Genomic DNA, 12760 nt, shown 5'->3' on the forward strand with positions numbered 1-12760 from the left:
CCGGGCCCGGTCGCGCCCGTAGACTCGGTCGTACTGTGTCTGATGCGATGAATGCCCCCGAAGCCCTGACCGAACCGGCCCCGCGGGACCCCGGTGCCGCCGTGCGGCGTGCCCGGGCCAAGGGCGAGCCGCGGTTCCCGGACGGCCCCCGGGCCGATCCCGCCGGGTCGCACTTCGAGCGGCGGATCCGCAGCTTCCAGCCGCGCCGCAGCCGGGTGACCGCCGGGCAGGCCGACGCCTTGCGGCGGCTGTGGCCCGCCTGGGGGCTGGACATCGACGGACAGCGGGTGATCGACCTCGCCGAGCTGTTCGGCAACGACCGTCCCGTGGTGCTGGAGATCGGGTTCGGGATGGGCGAGGCCACCGCGCGGATGGCCGCCGCCGACCCCGGCACCAATGTGCTCGCGGTGGATGTGCACACCCCCGGCCAGGGCAATCTGCTGAACCTCGCCGACCAGAACGGACTGGACAACGTCCGGGTGGGCAACGGCGACGCCATCATCCTGCTGCGCGAGATGCTCCGCCCCGACGCGCTCGACGGGCTGCGCGTCTACTTCCCCGACCCCTGGCCCAAGAAGCGCCACCACAAGCGGCGGCTGATCCAGCCGGAGTTCCTCGACCTCGTCGCCACCCGGCTGAAGTCCGGCGCGCTGGTGCACTGCGCCACCGACTGGGAGCCGTACGCCGAGCAGATGCTGGAGGTGCTCGGCGCCCACCCGGAGTTCGAGAACACGCAGGCCGACGGCGGTTTCGCGCCCCGGCCCGAGTTCCGGCCGCTGACCCGTTTCGAGGGACAGGGACTGGACAAGGGACATGTCGTGAACGATCTGCTCTTCCGCCGCCGGTAAACCGCTCCAGCCCCTCGCCCCGCCACCGTTAGGGTCGATGCCGTGGCCACCAGTCCTGCGTATCCGACGTACCCACCGATCCCCGGCGACGCGGTGCTGCGGCACCCGCACTGGTGGCAGCTGCGGTGGGTGCGCTACGGCGCGCTGATCACCCTGCTGGCCATGTCCGGCCTGGTCATCCTCGCGCTGGTGCGCAGGGAGACCGGGACCGAGGGGTTCCTGGTGGGCCTCGGGCTCGCGGTGCTGCCGGTGCCCTGGCTGGTCACCGCGTTCCGCTGGCTGGACCGGGTGGCCCCCTTCCCCTGGCGCAACCTGGTGTTCGCGTTCTGCTGGGGTGCCTTCGCGGCGGCGCTCATAGCCATCGTCGCCAACAGCTTCGCGACCAAGTGGATAGCCACCTCGACCGCCGACCCGGCGAGCGCCAACACCCTCGGCGCCACGGTGATAGCCCCGATCGTCGAGGAGTCCGCCAAGGCCGCGGCCGTGCTGCTGGTCTTCGTCTTCCGCAGGCGCGACTTCACCGGGATCGTGGACGGGATGGTGATAGCCGGGATCACCGCCACCGGCTTCGCGTTCACCGAGAACATCCTCTACCTGGGCACGGCCTTCGGGACCGACCGGCTCACCGGCGGCCACGGCATCGTCTCCGTCACCGCCGCCACCTTCTTCGTGCGCATCGTGATGTCCCCGTTCGCGCACCCCCTGTTCACCACCTGCACCGGCATCGGCTTCGGCGTCGCCGCGCTGAGCGGCCCGCACCAGCGTGCCCGGCGGCTGCTGGTGCCGCTCGGCGGGCTGCTGCTCGCGATGTGCATGCACGCCCTGTGGAACGGCTCCGCCACCTTCGGCCAGTTCGGCTTCCTCGCCGTCTACGGCCTTTTCATGCTGCCCGTGTTCGGGCTGCTGACCTGGCTCGGGATCTGGACCCGGCAGCGGGAGCTGCGCACCGTGCGCGAGGAGCTGCCCGTCTACGTCCTGGCCGGCTGGCTGGGGCCGGCCGAGCCGTTCGCCCTGGGCTCGATGCGGGCGCGGCGGATGGCCCGCGACTTCGCCCGCCACCACGGCGGCCGGGCCACGGCGCGCGCGGTGGCCCGGTACGAGACCCAGGCCACCGCGCTGGCGCTGCTGCGGCGGCGGGGGCGGCGCGGCCGGGCCGGCGCCGGCTTCGTCGCCCGCGAGCGGGAGCTGCTGGACGAGCTGTGGCAGCGCCGGGACGCGGCCCGGCCCGCGCTGGAGTACGCGGCCCGCACGGCGGCCCCGGCACCGACGGCCTGGGCCCCGGCGCCGTACGACCAGGGGTACGGACCGGGGTGGGGCGGACCCGGATACGGATACGGCGGCCCCGGACAGGGCGGTCCCGCGTACGGCGGGCCCGGGTACGGCTACCCGGCGGCACCGTACGCCACGTCGTACAACCCGTACCGGACCTGACGCCGCAGGGGAGCCCGCAGCGGCCGGTTACGCCGAGGCGTCCGTCAGCCTCCTCAGCTCGTCGTCCGTCAGCTTCAGCTCGCCGACGCCCAGCAGGGCCGGGAGCTGGTCCAGCGTGCGCGCCGAGGCGATCGGGGCGGTGATCGTCGGCTGGGCGGCCAGCCAGGCGAGGGCGACGGTGGCGTGCGGTGCCTCGTGGGCGGCGGCGATCTCGTCGAGGGCGGCGAGTACCTTCTGGCCGCGCTCGGTCTCCGCGTACTCCGCGGCCCGGTTGGCGCGGGCGCTGTCCACCTGCCGGCCGGGACGGTACTTGCCGGTCAGGAAGCCCGCGGCGAGGGCGAAGTACGGCACGGAGGACAGGCCCTCACGGGCGACGAGGTCCTGGAGCGGGCCCTCGTAGGTGTCGCGGGAGACCAGGTTGTAGTGGGGCTGGACCGCCACGTAGCGGGCCAGGCCCTCTCGGGCGGAGAAGTCCAGGGACTCCCGCAGCCGCTCGGCGCTGATGTTGGACGCGGCGATCTGCCGCACCTTGCCGGCCTTCACCAGCTCGTCCAGGGCGCCGATGATCTCCTCCACCGGCACGTCGGGCCGGTCGAAGTGGGTGTAGTAGAGGTCGATGTAGTCGGTGCCCAGGCGGGCGAGGGAGGCGTCGGCGGCGGCCTTGATGTTGGCCGCGGACAGGCCCTGGTACTGCGGGTGCTGGCTGACCTTGGTGGCGACGACGACGTCGGAGCGGTTGCCGCGGGCCTTGAGCCACTTGCCGATGACGGTCTCGGACTCGCCGCCCTGGTGGCCCTCCACCCAGGCGCTGTAGACGTCGGCCGTGTCGACGAAGTTGCCGCCCGCGGCCGTGTAGGCGTCCAGGACGGCGAAGGATGCCTGTTCGTCCGCGGTCCAGCCGAACACGTTGCCGCCCAGGCAGAGCGGGAAGACCTCAAGGTCGCTGGAGCCCAGTGTGCGCAGAGAAGTCATGCTCTACGACAACACCGGCGGCGGGTGATCGCATTCCACCGCCGGTCCGCGGTCCCCGCGGGGACCGGTGTGCTCAGGGGTTGAGGCCCTTGTCGCGCAGCCAGGGCGCCGGGTCGACGCCGGTGGCCTGCCCGCCCGGGTGGACCTCCAGGTGCAGGTGCGGTCCGGTGACGTTGCCGGTGGCGCCGACCCGGCCGATGACCTCGCCGGTGGTGACCTTCTGGCCGACCGAGACGTTGATCGAGGACTGGTGGCAGAACCACAGCTCGGTGCCGTCGTCCAGGGTGAGGACGGTGCGGTAGCCGTAGGCGCCGGCCCAGCCGGCCTGGGTGATGGTGCCGCCGTGGACGGCCTTGATCAGGGTGCCGGTGGGGGCGGCGAAGTCGAGGCCGGTGTGGTAGCCGGAGGACCACATGGCGCCGGGCTGCCCGAAGGTGCCGGTGATCGTGTACGAGACGACCGGCAGCGTGTACTGCTTGGCCAGTTCGGCCAGCCGCTTGGCCTCGGCGGCCTTCTTGGCGTCGGCCTCGGCCCGCTGCTTGGCGGCGGCGGCCTTGTCGGCGGCCTCCTTCTCCGCCTTGGCGGCCGCCGCGTCGCTCTGCTGCTGGGCGGCGGCGACCATGGCGGCGGTGGCCTTGCTGTCGGCCTGGCCCTGCTGCTGCTCGGCCTGGGCCATGATCCGGTTGCGCAGGGCCTCGCCGGCGCCCGTGTGCGTGCCGTCCTGGGTGCTCTGCCCGATGCCGGTGAGCGCGGTGTCGGTGACCTGGTGCTTCTCGGCGGAGTCGTCGCCGAGGAGGTGCTCCACGGAGGACAGGTGCGGCACCGAGACGGACGGCAGGTCCGGCATGGAGAGGGAGACCGGGGCCTTGCCGGGGTTGGCGCTGGCGATGCCGCCCGCGCCGACGGCGGCGATCACACCGACGCCGAGGACGGTGGAGCTGCGCGCGAAGCCGCCGCGCTGCTTGGCGACGCGGTGCCGGCCGCGGACCGGGGCGACGGACTCCTCGGTGGGGTTCCACTCCTCCCAGGAGCCCTCGCCCTCGGGTCCGGGGCCGAACGGCTCGGAATCGCGTTGAGCGGGCACGAAGGGGGCTTGTGGGGCAGGCCGGTTGGACGCCACGGGGGCGTGCTCCTTTCCTTCCTCCGCCTACCGGGTTAGCTGACGGGTTCGGAGCAGGAAGGTCTCCTACGCGCGTATACCGGCCGTGGACTCGCTGAGTTCACGACGGTGTCCGCGTGATTCACCCCAAGGTGGTGGTTCCCCGGTTCCCTTGCGGGATTCGGCGCGTGCGCACGGAGCCGTCTCGGGTGACGGCTGGGACGACCGCGCTGCGTTATCGAACGTTAATAGACCCGGCCGTCACTTTCCAAGCCGTTCGGCTTGATCATTACGCCTCCGGGGCGTGGACTTACCGCCCAAGGAGCTGTCAATCCGGGCGAGTTGGCCGGTGTTCAGGAGTCATCGGGTTTTTGATGGTGACTCAGTTGTTATGCGTACGGCGGTCGCACGGTCACCGTGGGTGACGCGCCGTACGGGGGCCGTGGACCCGTCGGAAAACACTCAGGGCCGGAATCCAGATCATGGATTCCGGCCCTGAGTCTTCAGTAGCGGGGACAGGATTTGAACCTGCGACCTCTGGGTTATGAGCCCAGCGAGCTACCGAGCTGCTCCACCCCGCGTCGGTGATTCCAGTGTACGCCATGTTCGGGGTGCCCAGCACACGGCTTTGCGGCGGGCCGTCCGGCTCAGCCGAGCAGATGCCGGTTCGGGGCCTTGGCGAGGGCCTCGTACGCGGGCAGGACGACGACCTCGGCGCCCCCGCGGACCAGCACACCGGTGCCGTCGGCGCCCGCGACGAAGGTGTCGGGCTCCCGCCAGGCGGTCACCACCCGGCGCACCCCGGACCGCAGGATCAGCTCGGAGCAGGGCGCGGGGCGGGAGGCGCGGCGGGCGCAGGGCTCCAGGCTGCTGTAGACGGTGGCGCCGGGCAGCCGCGGGTCGGCGGGGTCGATCTTGGCGAGCGCCGCCTCCTCGGCGTGCACCACGGGGTCGTCCCCTTCCCGGGAGTGGCCGCGGGCCAGCTCGGTGCCGTCGGCGGCGACCACGACCGCGCCGACGCTGAAGGCCGTCCCGGAGGGCGGGCACAGGGCGGCCAGCTCGCAGGCGGTGCGCAGCCAGTGCCGGTCGGCGGCGGCGGGCAGCGGGCCGGTGCCGGGCGCGGTGGGCTCGTAGCGCATCAGGACGACGTCCTCGATCCGCCGGGTCTCCACCAGGCGCAGCCGTCCCTCCTGGTAGCGGCCGGGCCCGAACAGCCGCGGGGCCCGTGGGTCGCCGACGATCAGCGGTGCGACCGCCAGCTGGAGCTCGTCGGCCAGCCCCTGCCGCAGGAGCTGGGTGTGCACGGTGCCCCCGCCCTCCACCATCAGCCGGCCGACCCCGCGCTCGGCGCGCAGATGGCCGAGCAGGGCCCGCCAGTCGAGGTCCGGGCCGAGCGGGACGACGTCGGCGGCACCGCCGAGCAGCCGGGCGGCCCGCGCGGCGCCGCGGTCGGTCGTGTAGACGAGCTTGTCGCCCCCGGTGTGCCAGAACCGGGCGGTGGGGTCGAGGTCGCCGGTGGCGGTGACGGTGACCTTCAGCGGGTGCTCCGGCCGCCCCTCGGCGAGCCGGGCGGCACGGCGCTCGGGCGAGCCGACCAGCAGCCGGGGGTTGTCGGCGCGGATCGTGCCGGCGCCGACCAGGAGGGCGTCGGCCGAGGCCCGTACCGCGTCGACCCGGTCGAAGTCGGCCGGCCCGGACAGCAGCAGCCGCTCGGGTCCGGTGTCGTCCAGGCAGCCGTCGAGGGAGACGGCGGCGGACAGCAGGACGTACGGGTACGGCATGGACTCGGTGAAGGCTCGCTCGGTGCTCATCGGCTCAAGTGTGCGGCCCGCCGTCGCCCGGCCCGCTCCCCGGGGGCGCGCGTCCCCGGTCGTGCCCGCCGAAGGACAGCGGGCTCCCGAAACGGCATTCGTATTTTCGCCAGTTGCTGTCATACGACCGCCGGACCCCGCTTTCGAGTTACAGAAGCACCCGAATGCCCCACACCCCCTCCTCCCGAGAGGCTCGTTAGCTGACCGTGGCACGCATTGAGAGACGCACCGCGTTGAATCTCCACTCGCCGGTCACGTTCCGGCTGGAAAGCAAGGAAGGCGAGGTGTTCACCGACGGCTGCTCCGATCTCCTCGACGATTTCCTGAAGAGAATCAGTCAGCTGGAGAGTGAGTACCTGCGGGCAATGGTGAGGCTCTAGGACCCGGCCCATGGACAGGATTCACGATGAAGACGTTTTGTGTGACTATGAGTTCAGCACGCTTGAGATGCAGTGGGACCCGGTCGAAGAGCTGGCCCAGATGCTGTCCGGCGCGTCCGCCGCGAATCCCGCCCCGGCTCCGCCGCACGGCAGGTCCAGCCACCGGAAGAACCGCCGGCGCATCCGCACGGAACCCGGATCACCGCGTGAGAACCAGCGCAGCGCACACGTCACACTGCTGATCGCGACGATCTCGGTGTGCGCGATCTGCATGCTGGGCTGGTCCTTTTCCTATTCCTACGCCCAACTCCGCGCCACCGCTTCCTCGGTGCTGCCGATGCGGCTGGCACGGTGGTGGCCCCTGACCGTGTACGGACCATGGCTCGTGGCGGCGTTGTCCATTCTCCGGGCGACCGTGCAGAGCCGAAGTGCCCGGCGTTCCTGGGGAGTTCTGCTGGGTGCCTCCGCGATGGCGGTCGGCCTGTGCGTCAGCCACGCGGCACATTCCCCGCTGGCGCTGATCATTTTCGGAATTCCGCCGATCACCGCGCTGGTGTGTTTCTGGGAGATCGTCGGCCAGGTCTCCTCCAAGGTGACCCGCCCCCGCCACGCCGCCCACGGCCGGCGCAACGACGTACTGCGCGGGTGAGGACGGGACGGTGACCGGGTGCCGCGACGACGACGGCACCCGCACAGCCCCCCGGCCCCGGTCCGGGAGAAGGGCCCTAACCGGCCGCCGCCAGCAGCGCGAGCACCTCGCCGAGCCGCTGCCGGGCCCGTGGGTCGGCGATGAGCCCGTCCTCCCCGACCATCCCCCGCTCCACCGGCACCCTCACACAGGCCGCGTCCAGGACACGGGCGCCGGTGTAGCCGAGCACGGACCGCAGCGTGGCCTCGGCACCCTCGCCCCGCCCCGGCGCCGCCGCGTTCACCCAGCCGACCGGCTTGTCACTGATCTCGACGCCGCCGACCGTCCAGTCCAGCAGGTTCTTGAACGACCCCGGCAGGGTGCCCGCGTACTCCGGCGTGCAGATCAGCATCCCGGCCGCCCGCCCGATCGCCTCCCGGAGCCCCGCCACCGGCGCCGGCAGCGGCTCGGTGTCGTCGTCCGGATTGAAGTGCGGAAGCCGCGCCAGCCCGTCGTACAGCTCGCCCCGCACCCCCGCCTCCGGCGCCACGGCCCGCGCGGTCCGCAACAACGCCTCGTTACTGGAACCGCCGCGCAGGCTCCCCGACAACAACAGGATCACCGGAAGTTCGGTCATCCGGCCAACGATACCGATCCGTACCGGAGTTGACGCGTCCGTACGTCCGGAGCCGTTCCCGGAAACGGGGCCTGCGTCTAGAAGAGGACGACACAGCCCCGCCGCTCCAGCTCGTCCAGCAGCCGGGCGGAGGGTTCGCACGGGTTCCAGCGCAGGTCCAGTTTCTCCAGGGCGGGCAGGGCGGGGAGCCAGTCCGGGAGCCGGGTGACACGGTTGCCGCGGACGTCGAGGTGGCGCAGCCGGGGCAGCGCGGCCAGGACCGCCGGGAGTTCGGGCAGGGCGTTCTCCCGCAGGTCCAGGTGGCGCAGTTCGCGCAGGCCGGCCGTGGACGGGGGCAGCGCCTCGATCGCGTTGCCCCGCAGCCACAGCTCACGCAGCCGCCGAAGGCCCCCGATGCCCTCGGGCAGCGCGGTCAGCCGGTTGTGCTGTGCCCGCAGCTCGACGAGCCCGGCCATCCGGCCGATCGCCTCGGGCAGGGCCGTGAGCGCGTTCTCGCCGACGTTGAGGTACCGCAGCCGCGTCAGGTTCCCCAGGGACTCCGGAAGCTCCGACAGCTCGTTGTCGTGCAGATAGAGGAAGTCCCCGAGCCCGACGAGGTCCCCCAGCTCGTCCGGTACCGAGGCGAGCCGGTTGTGGCCGAGGTCCAGCGTGCGCAGCCGGCTCAGCCGCCCGATACGGCGTGGCAGCTCGGTCAGGCCGTTGTCCGCGAGGATCAGTACCTCCAGCTCCCCGCGTCCCCACACGGACTCGGGTACCTCCCCCAGCCGGTGCCGCCAGAGGTTCAGCACGTCCCGCACGATCGGGGGACCCCCTTCTTCGGGCGAACGGCGCGGCGCCCGGGCCGGACCGTACCGACTCGGGCGCCGTGACACAGGCCAGGGGGCGCGAGGCCCGCCTGTGAGGGGTAGGCCCTGTGGGACTCGAACCCACAACCAATGGATTAAAAGTCCACTGCTCTGCCAATTGAGCTAAGGGCCCAGGCGATGTTGCCTGTCCGAGCATAGCCGCAGAGGGCCGGGTCTCCGATCGGGTATCGGCGACCCGGCCGCGTCGTGGCGGCTGATGGCTACTTTTCGACGGGGTCGGGCGCGGGGGCGCGGGTGGCGCCGAGGAACCAGTGGCGGGCCGAGGCGAGCCACCAGGTGGCGGCGAAGCCGAGGACGACGAGCACGGCGACGGGGGCGTAGTTGAAGGTCTTCCAGGTGACGGGGGAGACCTGCGGGAGCATGAAGAGGATCGTGATCGCCACGACCCACAGCACCGAGATCACCCCGATCGGCCCCGACCAGCGGCCCAGGTGCCACGGCCCCTGCTCGAACGCCGCGCCCTTGCGGACCCGCAGGAAGGTCGGCACGACGTACGCGATGTAGAGCCCGATCACCGCGATGGACGTCACCGCCGCGTACGCCGTCGAGTTGATCAGGTAGGGCAGGCCGAGGGCCAGGGCGGCCAGCGCGGCCAGCCAGACCGCCGCGACGGGGGTCCGGGTGCGCGGGCTGACCGTGTGCCAGACACGGGAGAACGGCAGCGCGCCGTCGCGCGAGAAGGCGTAGATCATCCGGCTGTTGGCGGTGACGGAGGCCATCCCGCAGAAGAGCTGGGCGCCGATCACCACCAGGAGCAGCAGCTTGCCGGAGGTGGCGCCGAGCGCGTCCAGGAGGATCTGGGCCGGCGGGGCGCCGGTGGGGGACGCCAGCTCCTTGTCGTACGACTGGATGGCGAAGGTGAAGCCGAGCAGCAGGACGAAGCCCGCGATCCAGGACGTCCAGATGGAGCGCACGATGCCCTTCGGGCCCGCCGTGGCCGCGTCGTGCGTCTCCTCGGTCATATGGGCGGAGGCGTCGTAGCCGGTGAAGGTGTACTGGGCCATCAGCAGGCCGAGGAGGACCACGTAGGCGCCGCTGCCCCAGCCGGTCTCGTTGACGAAGTGCGTGAAGACGAAGCCCGCCGATCGGTGGTGGTCGGGTACGGCGGCCAGCGCGCCCACGATGACCAGCACCCCGAGCACGTGCCACCACACGCTCACGCTGTTCAGGACGGCGACGATCCGCACGCCGAAGGTGTTCAGCAGGCCGTGCAGCAGCAGGATGGCGGCGAAGAGCAGGACGGTGCGGCCGCGGGTGACCTCGAAGCCGAACTGGAGGTTCAGATAGGCCCCGAGGAAGGAGGCCGCGCCGAAGTCGATGCCCGCGGTGACCGCGACCTGGCCCAGCACGTTGAACCAGCCCGTGAACCACGCCCAGGCCGCCGCCGAGCGGGGCGGCGCCAGCCGGTGGGCCCAGAAGTACAGGCCGGCCGAGGTCGGGTACGCCGAGCAGATCTCGGCCATCGACAGACCCACGAGCAGCGTCATCAGACCGACCGCGACCCAGCCCCAGGTGATCACGGCGGGGCCGCCCGTGGCCATGCCGAAGGAGTACAGGGTCAGGCAGCCCGACAGGACCGAGATGATCGTGAAGGACACCGCGTAGTTGGCGAACGCCGACATCCGGCGGGCGAGGACCTGCGTGTAACCGAGCTGGGCCAGCCGTTCCTCGTCCGACGGCACACCCGCTGTCGCGTCTTCATCTGTCATGCCCCCAGCAATTCCCCCGTCGCCCGCGTGACATGCGTCACTCGAAGGCGGCATGCGGAAGGGCCCGCACGACCATGTCGTGCGGGCCCTTCGGGCAGGGGCGGAGCCGGGGTCAGCCGTTGCGCTTCCAGCGCGGCTTGTCGTCACGGCGGCCGAAGGAGGAGCCGGTGCCGCGGTGGTCGTCACGACGGCCGTAGGGGCGGTCGTGACCACCGGAGCGGAAGCCCGGACGGTCGTCGCGGCGGTCGCGGTTGAAGGGACGGTCGCTGCCCCGGTGGCCGCCACGGTCGTCACGGCGGAAGCCGCCACGGTCGTCACGGCGCTCGAAGGAGCGGCCGCCGCGGTCGTCACGACGGTCACGGTCGCGGTCGCCGAACGGACGGCGGTCGTCACGACGCTCGAAGGAACGGCCACCACGGTCGTCACGGCGGTCGTCACGACGCTCGAAAGAGCGGCCGCCGCGGTCGTCACGACGGTCACGGTCGCGGTCGCCGAACGGACGGCGGTCGTCACGACGCTCGAAGGAACGGCCGCCACGGTCGTCACGACGGTCACGGTCACGGTCGCCGAACGGACGGCGGTCGTCACGACGCTCGAAGGAACGGCCACCACGGTCGTCACGACGGTCGTCACGGCGCTCGAAGCCCCGCTCGCCGCGGTCACGGTCGTAGCCGCGCCGCTCCCGGCGCTCGTACGGCGCCGAAGCCGCCGGACGCTCCTCGCGCTCGGCCTGCTGCGCCGCCGGCTCCTCGGCCACGGCCAGCTCCTCGGCCGCCGATGCCTGCGCCTCGGCCACCGCGGTCTCCGGGTCCTCGCCGCGCTCGCGGGCGACGCGGGCCACCAGGCGGTCGGCCTCCTCGCGCAGCTCGGTCGCGCGGCGCTGGGCGCGCTCCAGCTGCTTGGTCAGCTGGACGACCTCGCGCTCGGCCTGCTGCGCGGCGTTGCCGGCGGACTCGGCCTGGACCTCGGTCATGGAGCGGGCGCCGGTGATCTCGGCGACCTCCGGGTCGAAGGCGGCGCCGCCCTGGATGATGTGCCGGGCCGCGTCGACGCCCGCGTCCTCCATCAGGCGGAAGATCTGGCGCCGCTGGTGCGGCAGGGACAGCGAGACGACGGTGCCGGTGCGGCCCGCACGCGCGGTGCGGCCCGCGCGGTGCAGGTAGTCCTTGTGGTCGCCGGCCGGGTCGACGTTCAGCACCAGGTCGATGCCGTCGACGTGGATGCCGCGGGCGGCGACGTCGGTGGCGACCAGGACGTTGACGTACCCGTCCTTGAAGTCGGCCAGGGTCCGGGTGCGGGCGCCCTGGGTCATGCCGCCGTGCAGCGCGTCGGCCTTCACACCGGCGTCGCGCAGCTGCTCGGCGACGCGGTCGGCGCCCAGCTGGGTGCGGACGAAGATGATCGTGCGGCCCTTGCGGGAGGCGATCGCGGCGGTGACCGGCGCCTTGTCCTTGGGCTTCACGATGAGGATGTGGTGGGACATGGTCGTCACCGCGCCCTGGGCCGCGTCCACCTCGTGGGAGACGGGCTCGGTCAGGTAGCGGTCGACGAGGGTCTGGATCTCGTTCTCCATCGTGGCGGAGAAGAGCATGCGCTGGCCGCCCGCCGGGACCTGGTCGAGCAGCTCGGTGACCTCGGGCAGGAAGCCCAGGTCGGACATCTGGTCGGCCTCGTCCAGGACGGCGATCCGCACGTCCTCCAGGGAGCAGGCGCCGCGGTTGATGATGTCGCGCAGCCGGCCCGGGGTGGCGACGAGGACGTCGACGCCGCGCTCCAGGGCGTAGATCTGGTTGCCCATCGAGGTGCCGCCGCAGACGACCTTCATCTTCAGGCCGAGGACGTCGCCGTACGGCTGGAGCGCGTCGGCGACCTGCATGGCCAGCTCACGGGTCGGGGTGAGGATGACCGCGCGGGGGCGCTTCTTCTCGGTGCGCCCGCCGGCCAGCGTGGCCAGGGTGGGCAGACCGAAGGAGAGGGTCTTGCCGGAGCCGGTGCGGCCACGGCCGAGGATGTCCTTGCCGGCCAGGGCGTCCGGGATGGACGCGGCCTGGATCGGGAAGGGGGTCGTCACGCCGTTCTGCGCGAGCTTGCGCACGATGCCCTCGGGGAGGCCAAGGTCGGCGAAGGTGGTCTGGGGGGCCTCGGGGGCCTGGGTCTCAGTGGCCTCGGTCGTCTCGTCCACGAGTTCGTTTTCGTTCTCGGACACGACGATCTGGTCAAAACTGGACACGGACATGCGAATGCGAAACCTTCCGGAGTCTCGTCGGCACGCGCCCGTCAACTCCGTGATTCGCACACGACCGCCTCAATGCGGTCCGCCACGGCAAAGGAGAGTACGCGCCACACGGCGCGCTCTGTGGTGGCGCCGGGCAAATGGGA

At 72.1% G+C, this 12760-nt stretch carries 11 protein-coding genes, 2 tRNA genes and 1 riboswitch; of the genes, 4 read left to right on the forward strand and 9 right to left on the reverse strand.

From position 1 onward, the window contains the following. Positions 1 to 47 precede the first annotated feature (47 nt). Positions 48 to 848 (forward strand): tRNA (guanosine(46)-N7)-methyltransferase TrmB, encoded by an 801-nt coding sequence (trmB, locus tag HZZ00_RS35815; protein ID WP_257585563.1) that lies wholly within the window; start codon positions 48 to 50, stop codon positions 846 to 848. A gap of 42 nt (positions 849 to 890) precedes the next feature. After that, positions 891 to 2279 (forward strand): PrsW family intramembrane metalloprotease, encoded by a 1389-nt coding sequence (locus HZZ00_RS35820; RefSeq protein ID WP_180330182.1) that lies wholly within the window; start codon positions 891 to 893, stop codon positions 2277 to 2279. 27 nt (positions 2280 to 2306) lie between these two features. Here HZZ00_RS35820 and HZZ00_RS35825 read toward each other — a convergent pair whose 3' ends face one another. The 4 genes from HZZ00_RS35825 to HZZ00_RS35840 form a co-directional block, all read right to left on the reverse strand. Then, a complete protein-coding gene (locus HZZ00_RS35825; protein WP_180330183.1) occupies positions 2307 to 3251 on the reverse strand; it encodes an aldo/keto reductase in 945 nt (314 codons plus the stop codon). Between the two features lie 73 nt (positions 3252 to 3324). After that, positions 3325 to 4371 (reverse strand): M23 family metallopeptidase, encoded by a 1047-nt coding sequence (locus tag HZZ00_RS35830; RefSeq protein WP_180330184.1) that lies wholly within the window; start codon positions 4369 to 4371, stop codon positions 3325 to 3327. A gap of 7 nt (positions 4372 to 4378) precedes the next feature. Then, positions 4379 to 4547, reverse strand: a riboswitch (cyclic di-AMP (ydaO/yuaA leader). Positions 4548 to 4857: 310 nt separating this feature from the next. Beyond that, positions 4858 to 4931 (reverse strand) — tRNA-Met (locus HZZ00_RS35835). 66 nt (positions 4932 to 4997) lie between these two features. Then, complete coding sequence (locus HZZ00_RS35840; protein ID WP_180333844.1) at positions 4998 to 6131, reverse strand: dihydrofolate reductase family protein; 1134 nt, start codon at positions 6129 to 6131, stop codon at positions 4998 to 5000. A 236-nt stretch (positions 6132 to 6367) separates the two neighbouring features. Between HZZ00_RS35840 and HZZ00_RS35845 the strand changes: the two genes are divergently transcribed. Both HZZ00_RS35845 and HZZ00_RS35850 read left to right on the forward strand, forming a co-directional pair. Beyond that, positions 6368 to 6541 (forward strand): hypothetical protein, encoded by a 174-nt coding sequence (locus HZZ00_RS35845; protein ID WP_180330185.1) that lies wholly within the window; start codon positions 6368 to 6370, stop codon positions 6539 to 6541. 10 nt (positions 6542 to 6551) lie between these two features. Beyond that, positions 6552 to 7190 carry a DUF2637 domain-containing protein gene (locus HZZ00_RS35850; RefSeq protein ID WP_180330186.1) on the forward strand — a complete coding sequence of 213 codons (639 nt, stop codon included), beginning with the start codon at positions 6552 to 6554 and terminating at the stop codon, positions 7188 to 7190. Positions 7191 to 7266: 76 nt separating this feature from the next. On the opposite strand, the gene HZZ00_RS35855 is transcribed toward HZZ00_RS35850, so the two are convergent. The 5 genes from HZZ00_RS35855 to HZZ00_RS35875 all read right to left on the reverse strand — a co-directional run bounded on the left by HZZ00_RS35855 (position 7267) and on the right by HZZ00_RS35875 (position 12617). Further along, complete coding sequence (locus HZZ00_RS35855) at positions 7267 to 7806, reverse strand: NADPH-dependent FMN reductase (protein ID WP_180330187.1); 540 nt, start codon at positions 7804 to 7806, stop codon at positions 7267 to 7269. Positions 7807 to 7883: 77 nt separating this feature from the next. Continuing rightward, entirely contained in the window at positions 7884 to 8603 is a 720-nt protein-coding gene (locus tag HZZ00_RS35860; RefSeq protein WP_180330188.1) for a leucine-rich repeat domain-containing protein, read from the reverse strand. Positions 8604 to 8711: 108 nt separating this feature from the next. Beyond that, positions 8712 to 8784, reverse strand: a tRNA-Lys gene (locus HZZ00_RS35865). A gap of 88 nt (positions 8785 to 8872) precedes the next feature. Further along, on the reverse strand, positions 8873 to 10381 hold the full coding sequence (locus tag HZZ00_RS35870) for an amino acid permease (protein ID WP_180330189.1): 1509 nt from the start codon (positions 10379 to 10381) through the stop codon (positions 8873 to 8875). A 112-nt stretch (positions 10382 to 10493) separates the two neighbouring features. Next, positions 10494 to 12617: a DEAD/DEAH box helicase gene (locus HZZ00_RS35875; RefSeq protein WP_180330190.1), complete on the reverse strand. Its 2124-nt coding sequence runs from the start codon at positions 12615 to 12617 to the stop codon at positions 10494 to 10496. Between the last annotated feature and the right edge of the window lie 143 nt (positions 12618 to 12760).

The organism is Streptomyces sp. NEAU-sy36, assembly GCF_013423905.1.
Taxonomy (GTDB): Bacteria; Actinomycetota; Actinomycetes; order Streptomycetales; family Streptomycetaceae; genus Streptomyces; species Streptomyces misionensis.

What these genes read in the sequence shown, in the direction of transcription:
- HZZ00_RS35850 (WP_180330186.1), top strand. Translation starts at nt 6,552, where the DNA reads ATGGACAGGATTCACGATGAAGACGTTTTGTGTGACTATGAGTTCAGC.
- HZZ00_RS35870 (WP_180330189.1), bottom strand. Translation starts at nt 10,381, where the DNA reads ATGACAGATGAAGACGCGACAGCGGGTGTGCCGTCGGACGAGGAACGG.
- trmB (WP_257585563.1), top strand. Translation starts at nt 48, where the DNA reads ATGAATGCCCCCGAAGCCCTGACCGAACCGGCCCCGCGGGACCCCGGT.
- HZZ00_RS35840 (WP_180333844.1), bottom strand. Translation starts at nt 6,131, where the DNA reads ATGCCGTACCCGTACGTCCTGCTGTCCGCCGCCGTCTCCCTCGACGGC.
- HZZ00_RS35825 (WP_180330183.1), bottom strand. Translation starts at nt 3,251, where the DNA reads ATGACTTCTCTGCGCACACTGGGCTCCAGCGACCTTGAGGTCTTCCCG.
- HZZ00_RS35875 (WP_180330190.1), bottom strand. Translation starts at nt 12,617, where the DNA reads ATGTCCGTGTCCAGTTTTGACCAGATCGTCGTGTCCGAGAACGAAAAC.
- HZZ00_RS35855 (WP_180330187.1), bottom strand. Translation starts at nt 7,806, where the DNA reads ATGACCGAACTTCCGGTGATCCTGTTGTTGTCGGGGAGCCTGCGCGGC.